The 21,955-nt window shown below is 53.6% G+C and carries 23 protein-coding genes; 16 read left to right on the top strand and 7 right to left on the bottom strand.

The genetic code is table 11. The features are described 5' to 3' along the window. Nucleotides 1-14: 14 nt before the first annotated feature. Nucleotides 15-1,901 (top strand): monovalent cation:proton antiporter-2 (CPA2) family protein, encoded by a 1,887-nt coding sequence (locus tag FE848_RS10535; protein ID WP_200202753.1) that lies wholly within the window; start codon nucleotides 15-17, stop codon nucleotides 1,899-1,901. A gap of 20 nt (nucleotides 1,902-1,921) precedes the next feature. On the opposite strand, the gene FE848_RS10530 is transcribed toward FE848_RS10535, so the two are convergent. Then, the gene (locus tag FE848_RS10530; RefSeq protein ID WP_200202752.1) at nucleotides 1,922-2,542 is read right to left on the bottom strand and encodes a flavin reductase family protein; all 621 of its coding nucleotides are present in this window, start codon (nucleotides 2,540-2,542) and stop codon (nucleotides 1,922-1,924) included. A gap of 94 nt (nucleotides 2,543-2,636) precedes the next feature. On the opposite strand from FE848_RS10530, the gene FE848_RS10525 reads away from it, so the two are divergent. Continuing rightward, nucleotides 2,637-4,106, top strand: coding sequence for an anion permease (locus tag FE848_RS10525; protein ID WP_200202751.1), 1,470 nt, complete (start codon nucleotides 2,637-2,639; stop codon nucleotides 4,104-4,106). A 10-nt stretch (nucleotides 4,107-4,116) separates the two neighbouring features. Further along, complete coding sequence (locus FE848_RS10520) at nucleotides 4,117-4,485, top strand: hypothetical protein (RefSeq protein WP_200202750.1); 369 nt, start codon at nucleotides 4,117-4,119, stop codon at nucleotides 4,483-4,485. Here the strand turns inward: FE848_RS10520 and FE848_RS10515 are convergent. After that, nucleotides 4,477-5,619 (bottom strand): cytochrome P450, encoded by a 1,143-nt coding sequence (locus FE848_RS10515; protein ID WP_200202749.1) that lies wholly within the window; start codon nucleotides 5,617-5,619, stop codon nucleotides 4,477-4,479. The genes FE848_RS10520 and FE848_RS10515 overlap by 9 nt on opposite strands. A 137-nt stretch (nucleotides 5,620-5,756) precedes the next feature. Then, the gene (locus FE848_RS10510; RefSeq protein ID WP_200202748.1) at nucleotides 5,757-7,184 is read right to left on the bottom strand and encodes a PLP-dependent aminotransferase family protein; all 1,428 of its coding nucleotides are present in this window, start codon (nucleotides 7,182-7,184) and stop codon (nucleotides 5,757-5,759) included. Between the two features lie 93 nt (nucleotides 7,185-7,277). On the opposite strand from FE848_RS10510, the gene FE848_RS10505 reads away from it, so the two are divergent. The 3 genes from FE848_RS10505 (at nucleotide 7,278) to FE848_RS10495 (ending at nucleotide 8,810) form a co-directional block, all read left to right on the top strand. Then, nucleotides 7,278-7,874 carry a pyridoxamine 5'-phosphate oxidase family protein gene (locus FE848_RS10505; RefSeq protein WP_200202747.1) on the top strand — a complete coding sequence of 199 codons (597 nt, stop codon included), beginning with the start codon at nucleotides 7,278-7,280 and terminating at the stop codon, nucleotides 7,872-7,874. Between the two features lie 122 nt (nucleotides 7,875-7,996). Next, nucleotides 7,997-8,341 (top strand): PBPRA1643 family SWIM/SEC-C metal-binding motif protein, encoded by a 345-nt coding sequence (locus FE848_RS10500; protein ID WP_200202746.1) that lies wholly within the window; start codon nucleotides 7,997-7,999, stop codon nucleotides 8,339-8,341. Between the two features lie 37 nt (nucleotides 8,342-8,378). Next, the gene (locus FE848_RS10495; RefSeq protein WP_200202745.1) at nucleotides 8,379-8,810 is read left to right on the top strand and encodes a DUF3010 family protein; all 432 of its coding nucleotides are present in this window, start codon (nucleotides 8,379-8,381) and stop codon (nucleotides 8,808-8,810) included. A gap of 36 nt (nucleotides 8,811-8,846) precedes the next feature. Here FE848_RS10495 and FE848_RS10490 read toward each other — a convergent pair whose 3' ends face one another. After that, the gene (locus FE848_RS10490; RefSeq protein WP_144775306.1) at nucleotides 8,847-9,290 is read right to left on the bottom strand and encodes a YtoQ family protein; all 444 of its coding nucleotides are present in this window, start codon (nucleotides 9,288-9,290) and stop codon (nucleotides 8,847-8,849) included. 87 nt (nucleotides 9,291-9,377) lie between these two features. Further along, a complete protein-coding gene (locus FE848_RS10485; RefSeq protein WP_200202744.1) occupies nucleotides 9,378-9,887 on the bottom strand; it encodes an acyl-CoA thioesterase in 510 nt (169 codons plus the stop codon). 162 nt (nucleotides 9,888-10,049) lie between these two features. Between FE848_RS10485 and FE848_RS10480 the strand changes: the two genes are divergently transcribed. Further along, nucleotides 10,050-11,003, top strand: a complete 954-nt coding sequence (locus FE848_RS10480) for a DnaJ C-terminal domain-containing protein (RefSeq protein WP_200202743.1) — start codon at nucleotides 10,050-10,052, stop codon at nucleotides 11,001-11,003. Nucleotides 11,004-11,018: 15 nt separating this feature from the next. Then, nucleotides 11,019-11,363, top strand: coding sequence for a chaperone modulator CbpM (locus FE848_RS10475; RefSeq protein ID WP_200202742.1), 345 nt, complete (start codon nucleotides 11,019-11,021; stop codon nucleotides 11,361-11,363). A 24-nt stretch (nucleotides 11,364-11,387) separates the two neighbouring features. Here the strand turns inward: FE848_RS10475 and FE848_RS10470 are convergent, their stop codons facing one another. Beyond that, entirely contained in the window at nucleotides 11,388-11,561 is a 174-nt protein-coding gene (locus FE848_RS10470) for a DUF6435 family protein (protein WP_200202741.1), read from the bottom strand. A 203-nt stretch (nucleotides 11,562-11,764) separates the two neighbouring features. Here FE848_RS10470 and FE848_RS10465 point away from each other — a divergent pair, with 203 nt between their 5' ends. From FE848_RS10465 to FE848_RS10445, 5 genes are all read left to right on the top strand, one after another. Beyond that, entirely contained in the window at nucleotides 11,765-13,192 is a 1,428-nt protein-coding gene (locus FE848_RS10465) for a DUF5666 domain-containing protein (protein WP_200202740.1), read from the top strand. 54 nt (nucleotides 13,193-13,246) lie between these two features. After that, nucleotides 13,247-14,125 carry a DUF6502 family protein gene (locus FE848_RS10460; RefSeq protein ID WP_200202739.1) on the top strand — a complete coding sequence of 293 codons (879 nt, stop codon included), beginning with the start codon at nucleotides 13,247-13,249 and terminating at the stop codon, nucleotides 14,123-14,125. Further along, nucleotides 14,122-14,523, top strand: coding sequence for a DUF6502 family protein (locus FE848_RS10455; RefSeq protein ID WP_200202738.1), 402 nt, complete (start codon nucleotides 14,122-14,124; stop codon nucleotides 14,521-14,523). Before FE848_RS10460 ends, FE848_RS10455 begins: the two co-directional genes overlap by 4 nt. Nucleotides 14,524-14,574: 51 nt before the next feature. After that, nucleotides 14,575-16,053: a DUF5666 domain-containing protein gene (locus tag FE848_RS10450; protein WP_200202737.1), complete on the top strand. Its 1,479-nt coding sequence runs from the start codon at nucleotides 14,575-14,577 to the stop codon at nucleotides 16,051-16,053. 150 nt (nucleotides 16,054-16,203) lie between these two features. Beyond that, a complete protein-coding gene (locus tag FE848_RS10445; protein WP_200202736.1) occupies nucleotides 16,204-18,144 on the top strand; it encodes a methyl-accepting chemotaxis protein in 1,941 nt (646 codons plus the stop codon). A 27-nt stretch (nucleotides 18,145-18,171) separates the two neighbouring features. Here FE848_RS10445 and FE848_RS10440 read toward each other — a convergent pair whose 3' ends face one another. Then, nucleotides 18,172-19,137: an NAD(P)H-dependent flavin oxidoreductase gene (locus tag FE848_RS10440; RefSeq protein ID WP_200202735.1), complete on the bottom strand. Its 966-nt coding sequence runs from the start codon at nucleotides 19,135-19,137 to the stop codon at nucleotides 18,172-18,174. A 127-nt stretch (nucleotides 19,138-19,264) separates the two neighbouring features. Here FE848_RS10440 and FE848_RS10435 point away from each other — a divergent pair, with 127 nt between their 5' ends. From FE848_RS10435 to FE848_RS10425, 3 genes are all read left to right on the top strand, one after another. Next, nucleotides 19,265-19,996 (top strand): DsbA family protein, encoded by a 732-nt coding sequence (locus FE848_RS10435; protein WP_200202734.1) that lies wholly within the window; start codon nucleotides 19,265-19,267, stop codon nucleotides 19,994-19,996. Between the two features lie 140 nt (nucleotides 19,997-20,136). After that, the gene (locus FE848_RS10430; protein ID WP_200202733.1) at nucleotides 20,137-21,153 is read left to right on the top strand and encodes a rhodanese-related sulfurtransferase; all 1,017 of its coding nucleotides are present in this window, start codon (nucleotides 20,137-20,139) and stop codon (nucleotides 21,151-21,153) included. 41 nt (nucleotides 21,154-21,194) lie between these two features. Next, nucleotides 21,195-21,944 carry a YdiY family protein gene (locus FE848_RS10425; protein WP_200202732.1) on the top strand — a complete coding sequence of 250 codons (750 nt, stop codon included), beginning with the start codon at nucleotides 21,195-21,197 and terminating at the stop codon, nucleotides 21,942-21,944. The last annotated feature ends 11 nt before the right edge of the window (nucleotides 21,945-21,955 follow it).

Below are 21,955 nucleotides of genomic sequence, written 5' to 3'. Positions count from 1 at the left end.
GAGCTTTTACTCCTATGACCTTATATTTCATTCAGGCATTTATCTATCTCCTGGCAGCCGTAATCGCAGTGCCATTAGCAAAACGCTTTGGTTTGGGGTCGGTACTGGGTTATCTGGTTGCCGGCGTGATGATTGGTCCGGTTATGGGGCTCGTGGGGCAGGAAACCAGCACCATTCAGCATTTTGCCGAATTTGGCGTTGTGATGATGTTGTTCCTGATTGGAATGGAGATTGACCCGAAGGCACTTTGGGCCATGAGAGTGCGCCTTTTGGGGCTTGGCGGTCTGCAGGTACTACTGACGGCAGCAGCTGGCATGGCTGTGGCCTGGTGGCTTGGGCTTCCTTGGCAGACAGCGTTGACGGTGGGTCTTATTTTCTCAGTGTCGTCGACAGCCATTGTGCTGCAAACCCTCGAAGAGAAGGGTTTGTCGAAGACCGAAGGTGGGCGCAATGCTTTTTCAGTATTGCTGTTCCAGGACATTGCGGTAATTCCCATGCTGGCCTTGATCCCGCTTCTGGCGTTGTCCGGCCTGAAGGGTGATACCGGCACTTCGTTGGACACTGATGCTGGCCTTAGCCTGGTGGCTGGGTTGCCGGGCTGGGCGCATGCTCTGGTTGTTGTGGCTGCCGTTGCTGCGGTTATTGTTGGCGGTTACTACCTGAGCCGCCCGCTATTTCGTTATGTGGTGAAGTCCGGGATGCGTGAAGTGTTCACCGCCACGGCATTGATGCTGGTTATTGGTATTGCGGCACTCATGAGTGTTGTAAACCTCTCGCCGGCCCTGGGTGCCTTTCTGGCTGGAGTGGTGCTGGCCAATAGCGAGTTTCGCCATGAGCTGGAAGCCAATATCGAACCGTTCAAGGGCTTGTTGTTGGGTCTGTTCTTTATCACTGTGGGAGCAGGAATCAACTTCGAAGTGTTAGCTGCAGAATGGGGCACCGTTGTTTCTCTGGGCGTGGCCGTAATTGCCATCAAGGCACTTATCCTGCTTCTGCTTGCACAAATATTCGGAATTCGCAGCAGCAACGGCTGGTTGTTTACGCTCGGGTTGGCGCAGGCGGGTGAATTCGGGTTTGTGTTACTCACCTATAGCGTGCAAAACCATGTGATTCCGCCAGATATTTCTCAGGTTCTCTCGCTGGTAGTTGCGCTTTCCATGTTCCTTACGCCCTTGCTGTTTATCGTGTACGACCGCATTGTTCTGCCACGGTACAGACGCTCCAGTAACAATGAACAGGACGCAGACACCATAGATGAGCAAGCTCCTGTGATTGTGGCTGGGGTAGGGCGGTTCGGGCAGATTGTCTGCCGGTTGCTGCGGGCTAACAATGTTCCCATTGTGGTGCTCGATCACGAACTTGAACAGATTGAAAATGTTCGCCAGATCAACATGAAGAGTTTTTTTGGCGATGCCAGTCGCCCGGATTTGCTGGAAAAAGCCGGTATCGAACAGGCGCGCTTGTTAGTGGTGGCAATTGATGACAGGGATCGCGCGGTGCAGATGGTAGAGCATGTAAAAAAGTATTTCCCGGGAGTCTGGGTGCTGGCCCGCGCTTTTGATCGCGGCCACGGATATCAGCTTCGGGTAGCGGGTGCTGATGATGTGATGAGCGAGACTTACTATTCTGCTCTGGAGCTTGGTGGTCATGCTCTTACAGCTATGGGGGTGCACCCGATGCGAGCCAAGCAGATGACCTGGGCATTTGTGGAAAATGAAAAGGCCCACGAAGCTGAGTTATTTGAGGCATGGAAAGAAATCGAGCAGGGGATTAACTTCAGCCCGCGCTACGGTGAGTTGTTCATGAAGCTTGAAGAGGCGTTAAGCAATACCATGCACCGGGATTGGCAGGCGCCAAAGCCTGAGGATGTCCCGGTCTGGGTCCCGCCTGAACATCACTGATTAACGCTTGAAGCTTTGGCCTATTTGGGCCGGTGCATCTGAAACTTGTTCGCAGCGCCAACGGTAAAGTAGTCTGCTGGCCCTCCGCCACGCATGACCGGTTCTGCGGCAGCGGTATCGTAAATGCCATTTATCAGCAGATGCTGCGCGATATGCACGCCGACCACTTCACCGAAAACCATCCAGGTTTCGACTTTTTCGCCATCGACACCGGCAAGCTGAACCACCTGAGTGACCCGGCATTCAAGAGATACCGGGCTTTCTGCCAAACGAGGCACCGAGATAATCCTGGAAGGCTTTGGCGTGAGGCCGGAAAGCGCAAACTCATCCACTTCCGGCCCGACAGCCGCGCAGCTCTGGTTCATGGCTTCGCTTAGCTGAAGGGTAACCAGGTTCCAGCAAAACTCGCGGGTATCTTCAGCATTACGGACAGAGTCCTTGTAACCGATGCTGGAAAAACCGACGATGGGCGGATGGTAGTTGAAGGCGTTGAAAAAGCTGTAGGGTGCAAGATTTAGCACCCCATCACGGCTCCTGGACGATATCCAGCCTATGGGGCGCGGTGCTACCAGAGCGTTGAATGGGTCATGAGCAAGGCCGTGCCCGTTAGATGGTTCGTAGAAGTGAATTTTATCGGGCATAAAATGCTCCTGAGAAATGGCATGCCGGTAATATACGCTCACTGCCGCATGCTTGCGAAACCTGACAATACACATCACCAAAGGAACCTTCGTGATGCCCTCTTCCACATCCGATTTCAATCGGTTGCCCGCCCTTGTCGCGATTGCTATCGGGATTGCAATCTGGTTTATCCCAACGCCGGAAGGCGTTTCGGCTCAGGGCTGGCTTATGCTGGCCATATTTGTAGCAACGATTGCAGCCATTATCGGCAAGGCCATGCCTATTGGCGCCATTTCAATCGTTGCAATTACGGTCGTGGCCGTTAGCGGCGTTACCAGCGACAACCCCGGCACGTCGATGCGCAATGCCTTGGGCAGCTTCAGTAATTCGCTGATCTGGTTGATAGCCATAGCCATCATGATTTCTCGGGGGTTGATAAAAACCGGGCTGGGCGAGCGTATTGGTTACTATTTTATTGCCGTTTTTGGCAAAAGAACCCTTGGTATTGGTTACGGACTGGCCCTTTCGGAATTGGTGATCGCACCGGTTACGCCCAGCAATACCGCAAGGGGGGGCGCGATTATTCACCCGATCATGTTGTCCATTGCTCAGAGCTATGGCTGTACGCCAGACAAGGAAAATACCAATAAGATTGGCAAGTACCTGGCATTGGTCAATTACCACGGCAACCCCATCACTTCCGCAATGTTTATTACTGCTACTGCGCCCAACCCGCTGACGGTCAAGTTGATTGCCGATGCTACCGGTTCTGCAATCAGCCTGAGCTGGACAACCTGGGCGCTGGCCATGTTGCTGCCTGGCCTCGTCGCCATCGCGTTAATGCCCCTGGTTATCTATCTGATGTACCCGCCAGAGATCAAGGCCACTCCCGACGCAGTCAGTTTCGCCCGGGAGCGCTTGGCGCGGCTCGGTAAATTGACCCGCGATGAAGGCATAATGCTGGGGGTTTTTGTTATTTTGCTGTTGCTGTGGGCAGACATACCGGCCTTGATTTTCGGTGCCGCGTTCAAGCTGAACGCAACCACCACTGCTTTCGTGGGGCTGTCGATTCTTTTGGTCACCGGCGTATTGAACTGGAAGGATGCGCTATCTGAAAAGAGCGCCTGGGATACGCTGGTCTGGTTTGGTGCTTTGGTGATGATGGCCACCCAGTTGAACGAACTGGGTGTTATTGCGTGGTTCTCTGAGGAAATTCAGGAGGGCATAGTCAGCACCGGCCTGGCTTGGCCGGCCTCTACCGCGATTCTGGTCCTGGTGTTTCTGTATTCCCACTACTTTTTTGCCAGCACCACGGCTCATATCACTGCCATGATGGGGGCCTTTCTGGTGGTTGGCCTGGGCCTCGGCGCGCCGCCCATGGCCTTTGTTCTGATGATGGCTGCTACTTCCTCCATCATGATGACCCTGACCCATTACGCTACTGGTACATCACCGGTTATATTCGGTTCCGGTTATGTGAGCCTGAGCGAATGGTGGAAAGCCGGGTTCGTAATGAGCCTGGTGAATCTGACCATCTGGGTGGTGGTTGGCGGGCTTTGGTGGAAACTGCTGGGGTACTGGTGAGTTGGCTACAATGAAATTTCCGATCGTTACCGTAACCCTGGTTTCAGCAGCGCTGCTATTCGTTTTGTGGGATCAAACCCGCGAGCAACCACAAGCTGTTGATGCCAGCCGGTTTACCAACCTTCAGGCGAATCCCGTAAAACTCAGCACAACCGTGGATTGGCTGATTACCCAGCTGCCTTCGCTGTGTGAGCAAGCGACAGGCAAGGCTGAGGGAACTGACGCCAACGCCAGCTGTGTTAAGCAGGCAAAAACACGCACCTCAACATGCCGGCGTAGCATTTACGACGGCTTTCCGGGCGTTGTAGCGTCAGAGGTCGCTTTTCGGGATGTGTCGATTACGCTGATTAACTGCCTTGTTCAGGATGCGTCACCTTAGCACCACCGGCACTCGGTGGTATCCACCCACTGGCGCCACTTCCCGTTCTGGTGGCTCGCCTGGCACCAAGTCTATTGCCTGTACTGATGTGAGTATGGTTTGCAGCGCGATGCGCAATTCCCAGGTCGCTAGCAGTCTGCCTGGGCACACGTGCTTGCCGGCTCCGTAGAGCAGGTTATTTGCTGCGTTGCCTTGAGGATCAAACCGGCTGTTGTCGAAGACAGATTCATCGCGGTTGGCGGAGGTCCAGTTCAGTTTTACCCGGGCGCCGGCGGGGATATCCCGGCCACCGATATGAACGGGGCAGGTGGTTACTCTCCGGTTGGATACAAACGGGTTGTCGAGGCGAAGTATTTCATCGATGATCGCTTCTGCTTCTGTATTGGAAGCTCCTCGTATCCTCTCAACAAGATCGGGTTGTTGGGCCAGGTGGGCGATGAGTACGCCAACACACAGAGCGATCGAACCCAGATCTCCGCCTGTCCAGTTGCGCAGAATTGATACCAGTTCTGGCTCTGTCAGTGGGCGCCCATTTACCGTCTCGCGGCACAATCTTGTAGTCAGATCGTCCGGGGCGCTTGCACCGGCAGCACGCCGCGGCTGGATAACCGAACGAATAATCTCATCAAACTGTTCGGCTACTTCTGCCATTAATGTATTGTCGCCAGAGCGGGTAGCGGCATGGTTTTCCTTCATCCAGGCCAGCAGTTTTGGTTCCAGTTCTGCAGGCCATCCCAGCCAAGCGCACTGGGCACGAACGGCAAACACAGCGCCTATGTCGTTTACAGCATCCAGCACTTTACCCTTGGGTAACTCCGCCACTAGCTGACGAGCGACGCGTGTGAAAACGGGCACGAATGGCTCCACCGCTTCCCGGGTAAGATACCGCTCGATCACGTTTCGGTAGAGCGTGTGTTCCTCTCCATCAAGCCCGTTCGGAACTTGCAGGTAGCGAGACACCCGGCTGGAAAATCGCTCATGATCCAGAGCAGCGGCCAAAACGTCGGCATGCCTTAGCAGCACCCATTCGCCTTTGATGTTTCGCACGACAGGATGTTTGGGGCGCAGTTCATCGGTGTAGGCCCTCAAATCACGGCCAGCTGCGGACAAATCATCCGGCATGTGGTCTGTCATATTGACTCCTTTTCCATCAACAATAGCTTGCCTGCTCAGCATACCCGCAATTGCTCAAATCAAAAATGCGAAAGGACAAGAGCAGCCAGGCGCTGCGCCAATTGCAGGAAACCTGCGTGGGCTAACGGCCAAAATTATCACTGTGTTTGCAGGAGTGACTTCAGTGCCAACACAGCGGCTTTGATCTCGCGCTCGCTGGCGCTGGCAAAGCCCATCACCAGACCGCTTCTCGTGTCCTCCCCGATAAAATGAACGCTCAACGGTGTGCTGCCAAACCCCTTGGCTCTGAGTTGTTGGCTGATGTCGGCGTCGTCGAAGTCGCCCTCCAGAACCAGGTGCATGCCGGCACTCTCCGCTACAGGCGTTACCAACCCATCCAGTTGCTCTAGCACAAGCTTTTGGAAGTACGTCCATTTCTCCTTGTAGAGCTGTCTCATGCGGCGCAGGTGGCGGGTGAACTGCCCGCTTGTAATGAATTCCGCAATGGTCGCCTGGGTGAGCAGCGGTGTTTCACCGCCGGTAACCCGTTTGGCCCACAGGAACGCCTCCACCATGGATTCGGGCACAACCAGATAGCCGACTCTGAGGCCAGGAAGCAGGGTTTTACTGAAGCTGCCAACGTACAAAACGGGGGTGTTGTCGAAGAGCCCCTGAATGGCGGCGAAGGGTTTGTTGTGGAAGTGGAATTCGCTGTCGTAGTCGTCTTCGATAATCCAGGTCTGATTACACTGTGCCCACTGAACCAGGGCCATACGCTGCGCAATATCCAGAATTCCGCCCATGGGATATTGGTGGGTAGGGGTGCAGAACAACAATTTGGCTGAGCCCATATCCGCAAGTGCCTCCACATCCAGCACTTGGCCTTTCAAGGGCACGGGCAATAACGGATTGCCATAACGCCCCAGGGCATAACGGGCGCCGCGATAGCCTGGGTTCTCACAGAAAACGCGGTCACCAACTTGAAGCAGTACATCTGCAATCAAAGACAGTGCCTGCTGCGCACCGTTGGTAATGATGATTTGATGCTCATGGCAGCGCACCCCGCGAGACTCCCGCACATAGTCTGCGACAGCTTGCCTCAGAGGTTGGTAGCCTTGAATGCAGTCGTACCCTCTGAGCAGTCTGCGGCTTTCCTGATGATGCAGGATCCGGTTCCAGCTGCGGATCGGGAAGGCGTCCAGATCTGGCAGGCCCGGCTGGAAGGGTAGGTTGGCGTCTTCCCCTAGTCGCATACTGTGTCTCGGCACGATGGGTAGCGGTGGCAACGGCTCAGCATTGCATGGTAAGTGCGAGACCGCCTGGTCGGGCTTGTTCAGGCTGGCGCGGATGTCATCGTTAACGAACACCCCTTTGCCCGGACGGCTCAGCAGAAAGCCTTCTGATTTAAGCTGGTCGTAAACCGCATTCACGGTGTTTCTGCTCACCCCGATATCTGTTGCCAGCTGCCTGCTTGATGGCAGTTGGCTGCCGGGAAGGTAGCGCTGGTCTATGATGCGTTGGGACAGTTGTCGATAGAGCTGTTGTTGCAACGGTGTGGCTGAATCCAGCTGAATATCGTTTATCACTTTAACTGGCCCTATTGAAAATCATAATGTGGATCTTTTGATGGTATCAGATGTTTTCTTTAATAGCGGGGTACTTAACGAAAGGAACCTGTGATGTCTTTGAAGGAAACCGACCCCGCCGTAATGTCTTCCCTTTCCTGTTGCCCGCGCAGCCAGGTGAAGCGCGCTGCGAAACGTGCGAGCTATGAGCGCTCGGAAGCTTACGCTCTGATCGACCGCTTAAAGACGGCCCATGTTGGGTTTGTGGAGGAGGGAGAGCCCAGAATTATTCCACTTACGGCCTGGCGGCTGGGAGATGATCTTTATCTCCATAGCTTGAACGGTGGTCGCTTGTGCAAGCAGCTGGAATCCGGTGCGCAGCTGTGTTTTTCGTTTGCGGTAACCGAGGAGTGGGTGATGAGTAAATCGGCCTATCACCATAGCGCAAACTACTCATCGCTGGTGCTGTTCGGAAAGGCCCAGCGGGTGCTGGATGAGGCGGCATTCGACGAGGCGTTCAAGGCTATTATCAACCAGCTTTCGCCAGGGCGTTGGGACCAGGTTCGCGCGCCCAGTGTTAAAGAGCGTAAAGCCACCGCGCTGTTTCGTGTGCCCATTGAAGAGGGAGCTTTCAAAAGCCGAACCGGTGGGCCTAACGAGGAGCCGGAAGATATGGCGCTGCCTGTATGGCATGGCACGCAGGCGGTTTAAGTTTCAGTATTTCTCTAATCCGCTATATAACCTGTCTTGCAAGCATGCTAAAAGATGGCCGTCTCGGTGGCGGCCTTGCTCAAGAGCGAATAGCCCCTCTATTAATTCATCAGGGTTTCAGCATGTCTGACAAGTTTTTCTTCAAAGGCCGGCAGGATGCACGGCAGCATCACACGGCCTATGGCGGCTTCAAAACCAACGCCAGTCAAAAAAGCGGAAGCAAGAAGTTTCCTCTGCAGCTGGTTGTAACCAGCGAGGCGCGCAAGCAAGAGGTTGAGGCGCTGGTGGCAGAAGCGCAGCTGCATGCGAACATTACCATCGATTCCCGCGAAGGTGCTGTCGAATCCATAGCCGAGCTTACCGCTATCCTGAATAAGGGTGGTACCGTAACTCAGCCCAAGATGCCGTCTCGGAATGATCCCTGCAGTTGCGGCAGTGGGAAAAAGTTCAAAAAGTGCTGTGCCTGATACACAGATAACTTTAGCTACCGAAAAAGGAGTGCCCATGCTTATTTGTGGTGTTGAGCTCAGTGGAAGCGACGCCGTTGTGTGTTTGCTGAGTCTGGATGGTGGGCAGTTCACCCTGCCTGAGAGCAATGTTCGCAGGATCACCCTGAAGAAGAACCACACTCGCAGGGATCTGCAGGAATTTCAGGCGTCTTTTGCGAAATTTCTGGCAGAGCACGATGTGAAAAAAGTGGCTATCAAAGAGCGCATGCCCAAAGGCAAGTTTGCCGGTGGTGCCATCAGTTTCAAAATGGAAGCGGCTCTTCAGTTGATGTCGGAGGCGGATGTTGAGGTGGAGTTGCTTTCATCTGCAACCATCAAAGCGACACTGTCTGCCAAGCCGATGCCCATTCCTTTTGCAGCAACAGGCTTGAAGGTGTTCCAGGAAGCCGCATTTGTTGCGGCTTATGTAGGGCATCTGGCGAAGTAACCAGGTTCTTTATACTTCGCCGGATGCTTCAGGCAATTACTGTGCAGTTGTAACGTACTTCAGAATCTCGACCACCTGCTCGGGAGTTTGCGCCCACGCCATGGCGGATGCGTCTACTTCCTTCAGCGGGTGGATAATGTCGTCGTTGTGAAGAGTAACGTAGGGCGTGCCCATAGCCGCGCAGAAGCCGGCATCAAAGGCTGCGTTCCATTGCTTGTACTTGTCACCAAAACGAATCACCGCCAAATCGCACTGCTCCAGCAGCGTTTTGGTGCGAATGCCGTTTACCTTGGATGACTGGTGATCACGCCAGAATGCCACTTCCGGCTTGCCCAGCATGTCGCCGGCTGCATCGCTGGCTTCGTGGTTGGTAACAGGCGCAGTAAATTCCACCGGCAACCCGGCAGCTTCTGCCCCAGCCTGAATTTGTTCACGCCAATCAGTGTGAATTTCGCCAGAGAGATACACAGTCCAGATCATGGAGTTCTCCTAAGTAAAATGGGTAGGGGTGGGTTTGAATCTGCGAGACCCTATCATAGCCCAGCGCTCTACAGAATCTCAGCCCGGTTAATCCCTATCGTCATCGGTTACTTTCGCCAGCTCGGCTCGGGTCTTCAGCCGCCCCTCGCGGCGAATCTCGGCGTTCTCAAAACGCTGTCGCTGTTTAGCGGTTTCCGGAATAACGGCAGGAACATCTGCGGGCCTGTCGTTCTCGTCGAGGGCTACGAAGGTGAAAAAGGCAGAGAGGATATGTCGTGTTTCGCCGGTGTAACTGTTCTCCGCCACAACCTTGGCGCCGATTTCCATAGATGAGCCCCAACTGCGATTCAGAGCTAAACTGAACAGCAAGGTATCGTTGCCTTTCGCCGGGGCGCGGAAGTGGATGGAGTCCACCGCTGCGGTCACACAAACACAGGTTGAATGACGCTCGGCAACCACCAGAGCCAGGCGGTCGCATTTTGCCATGATCATTCCGCCGAATACGGTTTCGTGGGAGTTCATGTCATTGGGGAAAACCTTGTACACGTGCTTCTCAATGGCAGAAGCAGATACGGGCTTGGATGGCTTGTCAGGCATAAGATCCTTTCTCGATAATGGTATTAAGCTAAGGTTTATAGTGAGGCTATTCATAAGGGTACTACACCCTTTACGAAAGCGCGGGGCTGAGCTTGTATTTCCAGCGTTTGCGCCAATCATATATAACCAGAGAACAACGTTTAATCAGATGCGAGGAGTTCAATGGACTTCAAAGACTATTACGCCGTGCTTGGTGTGAGCGAGTCTGCCTCCCCCGAGGAAATCAAAAAATCCTACCGGAAACTGGCCCGGAAATATCACCCGGATGTCAGTAAAGAAGACAACGCCGACGAGAAGTTCAAAGATCTTGGCGAAGCCTACGAAGTACTGAAAGACCCGGAAAAGCGCGCGGAGTACGACCAGCTGCGAAAATACGGCGCGCAGGCCGATGGCTCTTTCCAGCCACCTCCCGGTTGGCAGAGTGCCTCGGGGTTTGGTGGTGGTGGATACACTGATGCCGACTCCCGACAGTTCAGCGATTTTTTTGAGCAGATGTTTGGCGGTGGGCCTGGCCCTGGTGCTGGAGGTTTCCGGCAGAACATGCGCATGCGTGGTGAGGACGTTCATGCACGGTTGGCGCTGTTCCTTGAGGAAGTGTTTAATGGAACCGAAAAGCAGGTTTCCTTTGCAGTGCATGAAGCCGACGAGCACGGCCGTGTTATAGCGCGACAGAAAACACTGAATGTAAAAATCCCCGCCGGAATGCGCGAAGGGCAGCATTTGCGCCTGAAAGGCCAAGGGTCCCCTGGCTTTGGTGGTGCAGCACCTGGTGACTTGCTGATAGAGATTGAATTGGCTCCGCACCCACTGTTCAGCGTTGAGGGGCGGGATGTTGTTGTAACTGTGCCGGTGGCACCATGGGAAGCGGCGCTCGGTGCTACAATCACTGTGCCCACTGTAGGCTCAAAGGTGAATGTGAAAGTGCCCAAGGGAACCTCCTCGGGGCGAAAGCTCCGCCTGAAAGGCAAGGGGCTGCCAGGCAAGCATCCGGGCGATCAGATTATTATTCTGCAGATTGTGATACCGGAACAGCATTCTGCAGAGGCTGAAAAGCTATACGAGCAGCTTGCCGAGGCGGAAAAAGCATTCAACCCACGCAGCAAACTCCATCTGTGAAGGGGAGAGTAAAGGATGAGTGATAGAAGCAGTATTCTGACTGTTGAAGTAATGGACTCCGATGGCAGCACCTTTACCCTTCACGAAGTGTGCGAGCGAGGTGAGTGTCACGCTGAGTTTGTCATCAAACTGGTGAGCTACGGCATTATTGCGCCGGTGGAGCCAGCGGCAGAGGCGCGCCAATGGCTGTTTGATGTGGCGGCACTCGCCCGGCTGCATAAAGCCAGGCGTTTGCAGCGTGATCTGAAGATGAACCTGCCGGGCCTTGCGATGTCACTGGAACTCCTTGATGAGGTTCAGGAGATGCGACGCGAAGTAGAGCGCCTCAGCCGACAGTTGCAGCAGCTGACGGAGGAATAGTGTGGTGCGTTTATAAACTCTGGATTACCGGTTTTCGTCGAGAGCCCTGATCTCGGCGTAAATCCTTTCTGCCTCCTCTGTCAGGGTGCCATGGCTCCTTAAGTCCCCATTGCGCTGCGCATGCAGCGCTTTGGTCAACTTGGCTTCATACGCCTTCTGCAGCTTTTTCCTCGGATCACCTTTTAAAAATCCCAGCATTTTCCCGTCTCGCTTTTCTGGTTCGTGGTCATAACTTTACGCAGATTCTGTCTGAAAGTTCATAAATTATCCGTGTCTGTTGCTGGACAAAATTGATTAATGGGATTAAATTCCCAATTATAAGTTTGGGAAAATAATCCCATTAATTGATTGGGCGATTGAAAATTGATTGCCAGAGCCTATAAGCAGCCCGGAGAAGTACGATGAAACACAACTTATTAGCGACCGCCGTAAAGTTAGTTCTGACCGGAGCCCTCGCGGGCTCACTTGCAGCCTGCGGTGGTAGCTCAGGCGGCTCGGATTCTGCCGGCGTATCATCCGGCACCAGTGTTGGCCCGGTTTCCGGCTTTGGAAGCGTATTCGTAAATGGAACAAAGTTCAGTACCGATGGCACTGTCAAGAGCAATGACGGCATTGAGCGTGAAGATCAGCTAGAGAAGGGCATGATCCTGAAAGTTCGGGGTGATTGGAGCGGCCATGGTGAGGGTAAAGCAAGAACTGTCTCCTACGATGACACCTTGCGTGGACCGGTTACCTCTATGACCTGGGTTGCTGCTAGTCGCACAGGTAAAATCGTAGTGCTTGGTCAGACGGTCGTTGTGGATGGCCGCACGGTATTTCGGGGCGCAACGCCGGGCTTTCTGGAAAATAACGCCACCGGGTATCGGGTTCGCATTAGTGGCTGGCGCACCGCAGAAGGTGAATTCCGCGCAAGTTTTGTGGGCGCAAGGGCCGATGGTGTGGAATTTGATGGCGCCAATGATGTTGAAATAGAAGGGGTTGTGAAAGATCTCGATACATCTGCTCAAACCTTCACCATCAACGGCTTTTTAATCGACTACGAGCGTGCGAAGCCGGAAGACGGTTTCGCTTTGGAAGATCTGGCCAACGGCATGGTTGTGGAAGTAGAAGGTGCCTTATCTGCTGATAATAAAACGCTTCTGGCAACTGAAATTAGTGATGAAAGCGATTGGCTTGGCGGTGAAGATGACGACGTAGAGATTTCCGGTGAACTTTATGACTACGACGAAGCAGGCCAGCTGTTCTACATCAACGGCGTGTTGGTGCAGATAACCACCAATACCGAGTTTGACGATATTCGCAAATCCGACCTGAAAAACGGTGTGCACGTGGAGGTTGAGGGCGAGTACCGCGATGGCGTTTTGTATGCTGAGGAAATCGAAGGCCAGGAAGTAGATGTTGAGCTTGAAGGTTTTGTTGAGTCCATCGATCTTGAGAATGAAACACTCATGGTCAGTGGGGTGAAGGTTCAGCTCACCACCAGCACTCTGATCGACGAAGGCGATGACAACGAGCGGCGCAGTCGGGTTCGGGATATTCAAAGCTTCAAGGCAGAGGATTTTCTGGAAGTGGAAGGCTACCAGCGCAGCGACGATGGCGGCTATCTGGAAGCAGTGAGCGTGAAGTATGAAAGTGGAGACCCAAGTGGCTGCGCAGAACTGGAAGCCCGTGTCTCTGTGACTGATCTGGGTTCAATCCGCGTTATGAACCTGGAAATTCTACCAGGCGCATACAGCCTTGCTGGTTTGGATCTCGATGAAGAGGTTGAGCTTAAGTATTGCCCAACAGGCGCTGGCGAGTACGATTTGAGTGGCAGCCCTGAGCCGTAGGTCCCCAACTGTGTTTATGGCTATTAGCGCCAATATGGGAATATAATCCCAACCATGAGCGAGTCCAATACCAACCCATTGCACCAGGCCCTGTTCCGCATTCTGCGACCTCTTGCGAGGTTGCTGCTGCGGAACGGAATTCCATTTGGTGAGTTCGCCGAGCTGGTCAAGCGAGCCTATGTGGAAGCGGCACTGGAGGACTTCCCCGGTGATCGGCGCAAACCTACCGACTCCGGGGCGGCTGTTATGACGGGGTTGACGCGCAAAGAAGTTAAGCGCCAGCGAGAGATTCTTGCGGGCCAGCACATAGGAAAATCCGACGTGCTGCACGCTAATCGTGCTTCTCGCGTTGTGTCTGGCTGGGTGCACGATGCTCTATTCCAGAGCCCTTCCGGAGAGCCAGCTATACTTACCTTTGACGGGGCGTTGAGTTTCAGCGAACTGGCAAAAAAGTACAGTGGAGATATGCCGCCACGCTCTGTACTGGATGAGCTGTTAAGGGTTGGTGTGGTGTCTGTAGATAGCGATACCGGTAAGCTCGCACTGATGAAAAGAGCCTATGTGCCCGCTGGAGATAGCCAGGAAATGCTCCAGATCTTTGGTGAGGATGTATCAGATCTTATAGCGACAATAGACCATAACCTGGTCTGCGATGCTGGCAGGCAGCGGCCGTTGTTCCAGCGCACACTGACGTATAACAACATTCCACCGGAAGTTATGGAAGCGTGGCGCAGCCACGCGGCGGAGCAATCCCAGAAACTGCTGGAGCAGTTGGACTCCTGGCTGGGGCCAAAAGACCGGGATGTCACGGGCAGCCAGACGGCCGCCTCACCCCAGGACTCTTACAGAACGGGCATCAGTATTTTCTATTTCGAAGAAGCTACTGCTGCAGAAACATCCCCACTCGGCTCCAAAAGAGAGAAAGTACTATGAAATCCGGCAGCCAGCCAAAGTTTGTGAGTCGCTGGGAACCTACCGAGCTTGCCAGCACCCTGTTGTCTGCTCCAAGCCGCGAAGTTGTTAGACATTGGATCAGTGAGATTGGGTTTCTTGATGAAAACCTGCACCCGGTTCTTTTGTCGATGAATGATCAGAAAGAACCGTCGTTGGACCAGCTTGTCCAGGCGGTTAATCCCGGTTTTTCCACTTCTGTGGTTCTAAACGAACTGCTGCGCAAAGGCGTGGTTGAGCAGTTGGAGAACGGGCAAATCTTACTAAGGCGCAGCACCTACATACACGATGTGCCCAGCTTTGAGGTTTCACCCGGGGTTAGGCGCCGAAAGCACAGATCCGACGGCAGCGCGGGACGCCGGCACAGCGATGATTTTTGATTTGGGGACCCAAAATATGATGCCGCGGGCCAATCCTACATGGTGAGCACAATGAAACTGATATCCCGAAAACGTCCTTTGACTGCGCTCGCGACGGTCCTGCTTCTAGGCCTTTTTTCAGCCTGTGGTGGTGAATCTCAGGTAGCAGATGGGGGCATTCGTGGCACCGGGTCGAGCGTGGGACCGGTATCGGGGTTTGGCAGTGTTTTTGTGAATGGGGTCGAGTTTTTTACGGATTCAATTCTTAACGAGAAAGTAGAAAGTAACGATGGGATTGATACAGAAGGCGATCTCAACGAAGGCATGATTCTCCGAATTGAAGGGCAGTGGCGCATCGACGGCACCGGTGCAGCGGATTCCATGGAGTATGACGACACCTTGCGCGGTGACCTGTCCAACTTGGTCCGTGGCGCGCCTGGAGAGCCAGTCAGGTTTGAAATATACGGACAACAAGTTGTCGCAGACAGGCAAACCGTCTTGAAAGGAAGGACGCTTGCAACCTTGGCCAACAATGATTTTGTACGAGTCAGTGCCTGGCGGCAGCCAGATGGCAGATACCGTGCCAGCTATATTGGCTTCAACCCAGTGTTTTACGGTGCTGATCCTATAGAACTCGAAGGCCCGGTTGATGCGGGTTCTGTTGAAGCTGACCAGTTCACTATGAACGGTGCTGTGATCAAGTTTGGTGATGACAGCTTTGCGGAAGGAATATCAGCTGAAGATCTGAAGCCTGGTGCCTATTTTGAAGTGGAAGGGTACAAAGAGTTGGCGGGAGGCGCGATTGTCGCGACACGAATTCAGCTTGATGATTTCCGCCGCTATCGCCCGGTAGGTGAAGATATTGAGATAGCCGGTCCTGTGTCCTCAGATTACAACAGAACCGACAATACGTTCGGACTGAACGGTTTGACGATCCAGGTAACGAGCGCTACAGAGCTGGATGATATAACTCTCGATGACCTCAAGGCTGGCTTGCTTGTGCAAGTTGAAGGCGAGTTTGTTTCGGGTGATCTGGTTCGGGCCACGGAGATCGAAGCCCGGGATGGCGATGCTGAAATTACTGGCGCTGTTGATTCAGTAGAGCTGAGCTCGAACAGTTTGATGATAGGTGGTATACGAGTTGCCATAACATCCAGAACGATCATTACGGATGATGATGCTGATGAGCCGTTAACGATTTCAGATTTGGTGCCTGGTGTGGACGACGTTTATGTAGAAGTTGCCGGGCTGCAGAAAAGAGGCCATAACGGCAACGTATACATGGAAGCCACTCAAATCGAGCGAGAGCCTTCAGGTAACACGGGCGAGTACGAGGTTAAAGGTGTTGTAACCAGGCAAGACCTGACCTCTACTACGGTCAGGGTTCTTGGACTAACGCTTATTACCAGCGCTGCCGTGCTCGATGACGCTGACAGGGCTGAGCTGGAAATATTGTTTGATGAAGGGGAGCAGGTTGTCCTCGAAGTTGAATATAGACGAAAGGCCGATACCGTTGACCAGTACGAAGCGCTCAGTGTGGAGCTGGATTGATACCGACCAGCTTAACCCTCTGCAACAAATCCCTGCATAAAGAAGTCCCCCTTTGTCGCGTGCTTTGCTACAACTAGTATAAAGAAGCATTCAGATTACAAAAAGAACAGTTACCCCGATTGCCGGGGTAGCAGGTTGGGGGATTGTTTTATGGCCTCTCGTTTCCTGAAAAACCTGATCTCCAGCAGGTTGTTTCGGCCAGTTTTTATCGTGCTCGTGTTTGCCGGTCTGGCTCAGGTTTTTATCAGTCAATGGCTGATCACAGACCAGGTTGAACGCTTGATAAGCACTGCCAGTTCAGCACTTGAAGCCAGCAGCGATCAGCTCAGCGAGTCCTTTGGAACTACCCGCGATGATGTTCGGCTGCGCTTGCAAACCATGCGTGAGGAAAGTGTCAGGGAGCTGGCTGAAGAGCTTACGCTCAAGCAAAGCCAGCAGCAGGAGCGCGTGGCCGAGAATGTTCGCACTGCGGTTATGGCAGAAGCGCAAGGGTTGGCAGACGTGCTGGCGGCGGTCGCTGCACCCTTGATCTGGGACAGGGATATTCCGCGGTTGACCGATCTTGTGGAACTGGCAGACGCACGGGAGTCTGTGCTCTTCGCGATCTATTTTGATCAGTACGGTGAGCGTCTGACCCGCTACGTTGACCGTACCGACGAGCGGGTGCTCGCGTTGATGGAACAAGGGGAAGGGGGCGGCGCGGCCAATAGGGTGCTGGACGCTGCAAGCCGTGACTCGAATGTTGTCATTATAACGGCAGATATCAAGCCAAAAGGCTCATCGATTGGGCAGCTGAAGATCGGGTTGTCACTGGATGGTATTAATCGCGACCTGACGGATTTAAAAGAAGAGTTCAGTGCCGCCCTTGCGAGCAGTATTGATGCGTCAAGGCAAACCCTTGAAACTGAAACCGATCAGGTTAATCAGCGCCTTCAGCAACAGCTGACAGAAATTGGAGCTGCAACGCAATCTCATATCAGCAAGACAGTTGATGCCCTCCGCCTCGAAGCGGCAGGCTTGTCGTCGAGCCTTTCATGGGTTGCTGTTAGCTCCATGGTTATTCTTTTGATTTTGGTGGCAGCGGTACTTGGAGGTAGCGTGTTGCCCAGGGTTCTGCGCCTGAATTCGGCCATCCGCGGCATTGCCGATGGCGAGGCGGATCTCACTCGGCGGGTTAACCTGAAAGGCAATGATGAGCTGACGGAGATGGCTCGAGGTGTTAATCAGTTTATCACCCGAATTCAGGGGCTGGTTACCGATGTTAAAAACTCTGCTGAGGACGCTGCCGGGAAAGCCCGGGCACAGGGTGAGGTCAGCCGGGATGCGGTTGCCGCAGTCAGTACACAGCAGCAGGAAGTTGTGGACGTATCAGAAACCATGGCGGCCATGTCCCACAGCATTGAAGGGGTTGCACAGAACATTCAGGAAGTGGCTGGCGCAGTGCAAAGTGTTAGCACAGAGAGTGATGCAACAGCGGCTATCTCGCGGGATGTCCTGAAGCGCCTCGATGATGTCGTGCTCAATGTACAGAAGGCCGTAGAAGCGGTCAGTGCACTGGATAAACAAAGTACACAAATTACCTCGGTTTTGTCGGTAATCGGAGCTATTGCAGAGCAGACAAACTTGCTGGCGCTTAACGCGGCGATAGAGGCTGCCAGAGCGGGCGAGTCGGGCCGTGGGTTTGCCGTTGTTGCTGATGAAGTAAGAACCCTGGCAAGCCGCACACAGGCTTCCACCACCGAGATTGAAGCCATCATCGCGCAACTGCAACTGGGTAGCAAACAGGCTGTTTCGGTGATTGGCACCGTATCAGAGGAGGTTGTGGAATCGTCTGCAGAGTTTCGCCGTGCCGATGAGCATTTTGAACAAATCAGTCAGTTGCTCAGCAGCTTGCAGAAGCAGGCATTGAGCATCGCCTCTGTCGCTGAGCAAGAGGGCCGACAGGCACAAAGAGTGAGTGTGAGTGTTGAAGGTATTGCGCACACAGCTGAGGTGACCGTGGAGGCCATCCAGCGTTCCGATAAGGCCAGCCATGAAATCAGCGAGCTGCTGGTGGCCCTTCAGAGCAATGCATCCCAGTTCCGTGTTTAACGGAACCGGGAGCATTACAAAGATGCTTTAAGTGCAAAGCCGTGCACGCGCGCTTTGATATTCCTGCTTCAATCTTGACACCAGAGCCTCTACGCTGACCACATCGTTAATCTGGCTCACACCCTGGCCGGCGGACCAAACGGTCTTCCAGGCTTTGGCTTCATCATCCATTGGTTTCAGCTTTTCACCGTAATTGATTTCGCCCGCCTGGTTTAGTTTGGCCATATCGAATCCGGCAGCTTCCAGACTTTGCCTCATGAAACTGGCAGGAACGCCAGATACCGCTGGCGTATGAATGATGTCACTGGATTCAGATTCGATAATCATGTTGCGGTAGGCATCTTCTGCTCGGGATTCAGTGGTGTTGATAAAACGCGTGCCCATATAGGCCAGGTCTGCACCCAAGGCTTGAGCTGCCAAAATATCTTCACCATGGGTGAGCCCGCCAGCCAGCAAAATAGTGCCATCAAACACTTCGCGGATTTCGTGAACCAGCACAAACGGGTTGATTGTGCCCGCATGCCCGCCAGCGCCGGCGGATACGGCAATAACACCGTCCACGCCGGCCTCGGCTGCTTTGCGAGCATGCTTTTGGTTGGTTACATCGTGGAACACTACACCACCATAGCTATGCACGGCTTCTACCACCTGGCTGGCGGCCCCTAGTGACGTAATGATGATGGGCACCTGATGCTTGACGCAAAGTTCCAGATCTGCCAGCCAGCGGGGGTTGGAGCGATGTACGATCAGGTTGACAGCATAAGGCGCAATATTGGCTTCCGGGTGTGCTTCTTTCAGTTTGCCAAGACCCTCGTTCATCTTGATCAGCCACTCTTCAAAGCCTTCACTTGTGCGCTGGTTCAGGGCCGGGAAGCTCCCAACAATGCCCTCCCGACAGCATGCAAGTGCCAACTCAGGTCCAGAAATAAGAAACATGGGAGCTGCAATCAGTGGCAAGCTTAAAGAATCTGCGCGAAAGGCTGGAAGTGGCATGAGATCTCCTTAATTTGTATTGGAACTTATGTAGGATATAGAGGATCTTAGCCTGCCTGAGCGATTGTGGGAATGTTCGCCTGCTAACAATTATCAGGTTACCTCTGCAAAATAAAAGGAGTCAAAAATGGGTGAAGCAAAACGTCGTAAAGAAACCGGTGCACCGCCACCCCGGCAAGCCCAGTCGAAAAAACCTCTGGTGATCGTGGTGAGCGTGTTGGTTCTCGCTGCTATTGTTATCGGCGCTTTTTTCCTGACCGCCGCCCCGACACCCTCATCTGATGAGTTGCCGGTTGCCGCACCAAATGCAGAGGCCTTCCCGGCGGACCTGGACCAGTACGGTGTTTCCGTTGGTGCTGCCGAGGCGCCAGTGGTTGTGCGGGAGTTTGCAGATTACCAATGCCCGGCTTGTGGCCTTTTTGCCTCAGCCAGCAAGCGCTTGAAGCAGGAATATGTAGAGGCAGGGAAAGTTCGCTTCGTGTATTTCGATCTGCCCTTGCAACAGCACCAGAATGCATTCCCGGCAGCGCAGGCTGCCCGCTGTGCTGGCGACCAAGGTGCCTATTGGGAAATGCACGAACGCCTTTATGATTCGCAAACGGAATGGAGTGGATCGAATGACCCGGTTGCCACATTTACCCGTTACGGCAAGGATTTGGGCCTGGAGGAGCGTCGCTTTCGTCGCTGCATGACCACAGAGCTGCACAGAGAAGCTGTTGAGGCTAGCCGTCGCGTTGCCATGCAGTTGCAGGTGACAAGCACGCCAACCGTGCTTGTGGATAACATTCGCCTTACTCGTCCGGGTTGGGGCCAGCTTTCGGCGATTGTTGAGCGTGAGCTCTCCAGCGCTGGAAAGTAACTGCCTATGCTGGCTTCGGCCAGCCCTGACTTGAACAAAAGCCTGAGTGGGTTAGAATCTGCGCCCTCTCTGGCTTTAACCTTCCAGATAAAACAAACCGATGCTCCGGATTTACGATCCGGCCTGCAGGAGATATCCCCATGAGCAACAGCGTTGTTGTGTGCGCGCTCTATAAGTTCGCCGTTCTGAATGATTACAAAACCCTTCGCCAACCACTGCTGGATATCATGCAGTCCAACGGTGTGCACGGCACCTTGTTGCTGGCCCGTGAAGGCATCAACGGCACCATTGCCGGGAGCCGAAGCGGGATCGATGCCGTACAGGCATGGTTGAACGCGGATGAACGTTTTGATGGAATTGATTACAAAGAGTCCTTCGTAGATATCCAGCCATTCAAACGTACCAAGGTGAAACTCAAAAAAGAGATTGTCACCATGGGCGTCGATGGTATTGACCCCAGGCGCATCGTGGGTACTTACGTTGAGCCCGCGGAATGGAACGCGTTGATCTCAGACCCGGACGTGCTTCTTGTTGATACCCGTAACCAGTACGAAGTTGAAATTGGCACCTTCGAGCACGCCATTAACCCCGCCACGGATACGTTTCGTGAATTTCCCGAATACGTAAAACAAAACCTCGACCCTGCGAAACATAAAAAAGTCGCCATGTTCTGTACCGGCGGCATTCGTTGTGAAAAGTCCACGGCTTACCTTAGAGAGCAAGGCTTTGAAGAGGTTTATCACCTTAAAGGCGGCATCCTGAAGTATCTGGAAGAAGTGCCAGAAGAGCAGAGCCTGTGGAAAGGTGAATGTTTTGTATTTGACGACAGGGTTACGGTCAATCATCGTTTGGAGCGCGGCGGCTATGACCAGTGTCATGCCTGCCGGCGGCCAATCACCGAGGCTGATAAGGGACATCCGAGCTATGCGCAGGGTGTGAGCTGCCATAGGTGTATTGATTCCCTGAGTGAAGAGCAGAAGGCGCGCTTCGCGGAGCGAGAGCTTCAGATGCGACTGGCCGAGGCCCGGGGAGAGGCACATGTGGGTGGAGATGCCGCCCGTGTTATTGCTGAACGTAAAGCGCGCAAGAAATCAGAACGTGAGCGCCAGGCCCAAAAAAGCTTGAAAGGTGAGCGTCAGAACGCCCCCGCTCGTTAATATTAGTTCATGCGCTTGAACCGACTATTCAAGGAGCTTTCATGAGTTTTAAGAAAACCGTTGCCATCATCGCCATCACAGCTGCACCACTGGCCTACGGCCAGGATGCCAAAAACTGGGAAGGCGAGGCAGAGCTCGGTGTACTTATGACTTCTGGTAATACTGAAGAAACCAATATTAACGGGCGCCTGGGGCTCGTGCATGAGGTAGTAGACTGGCGCAATATTGCTGATTTCAGTTCCAACTACTCTGAATCTCAAAATGACACCACCGGCGCCGATCAAACCACAGCCGAGAAGTATAAAGCGGCTCTGGAAACCAACTATAAGTTTGATGAAAGCCAGTATTGGTTTCTGCGCGGCACATACGAGAAAGACCGCTTTTCAGGGTATGATTTTGAATCCACGGCTACCACCGGTTATGGAAACCGTATTTGGCAGCGGGGCGAACGCTCGTTCCTTGATCTCTCAGCGGGTGCTGGTTACCGCTACAACAAGCTGGAAGTTGTGAACTCTGACGGTGAAGATGTTGAAAAAGAAGCGATTGCGCGGCTTGCGGCCCAATTCAACTACGCCCTTTCAGAAAATGCGTTGTTTCATCAGAAGCTGAGTACGGAAATCGGATTAGATGAGAACAACGTGATCAGTCAGTCAGAGACCGCCATCAAGGCTAACCTGGTGGGTAACCTGTCGATGAAGGCAGCCTATCGGTGGAAGCATGTTTCTCACCCCCCAGCGGGTGCAGAGTCCACGGATACCGAAACTGCGATCACCTTGCTCTACGGTTTCTGAGGCTGGCCCCG

Origin of the sequence: Marinobacter sp. 1-3A (assembly GCF_016597775.1) — a bacterium.
Lineage (GTDB): Bacteria > Pseudomonadota > Gammaproteobacteria > Pseudomonadales > Oleiphilaceae > Marinobacter > Marinobacter xiaoshiensis.
The sequence above is the reverse complement of the archived record's forward strand: the minus strand, read 5'-3'. Positions and strand labels throughout refer to the sequence as shown.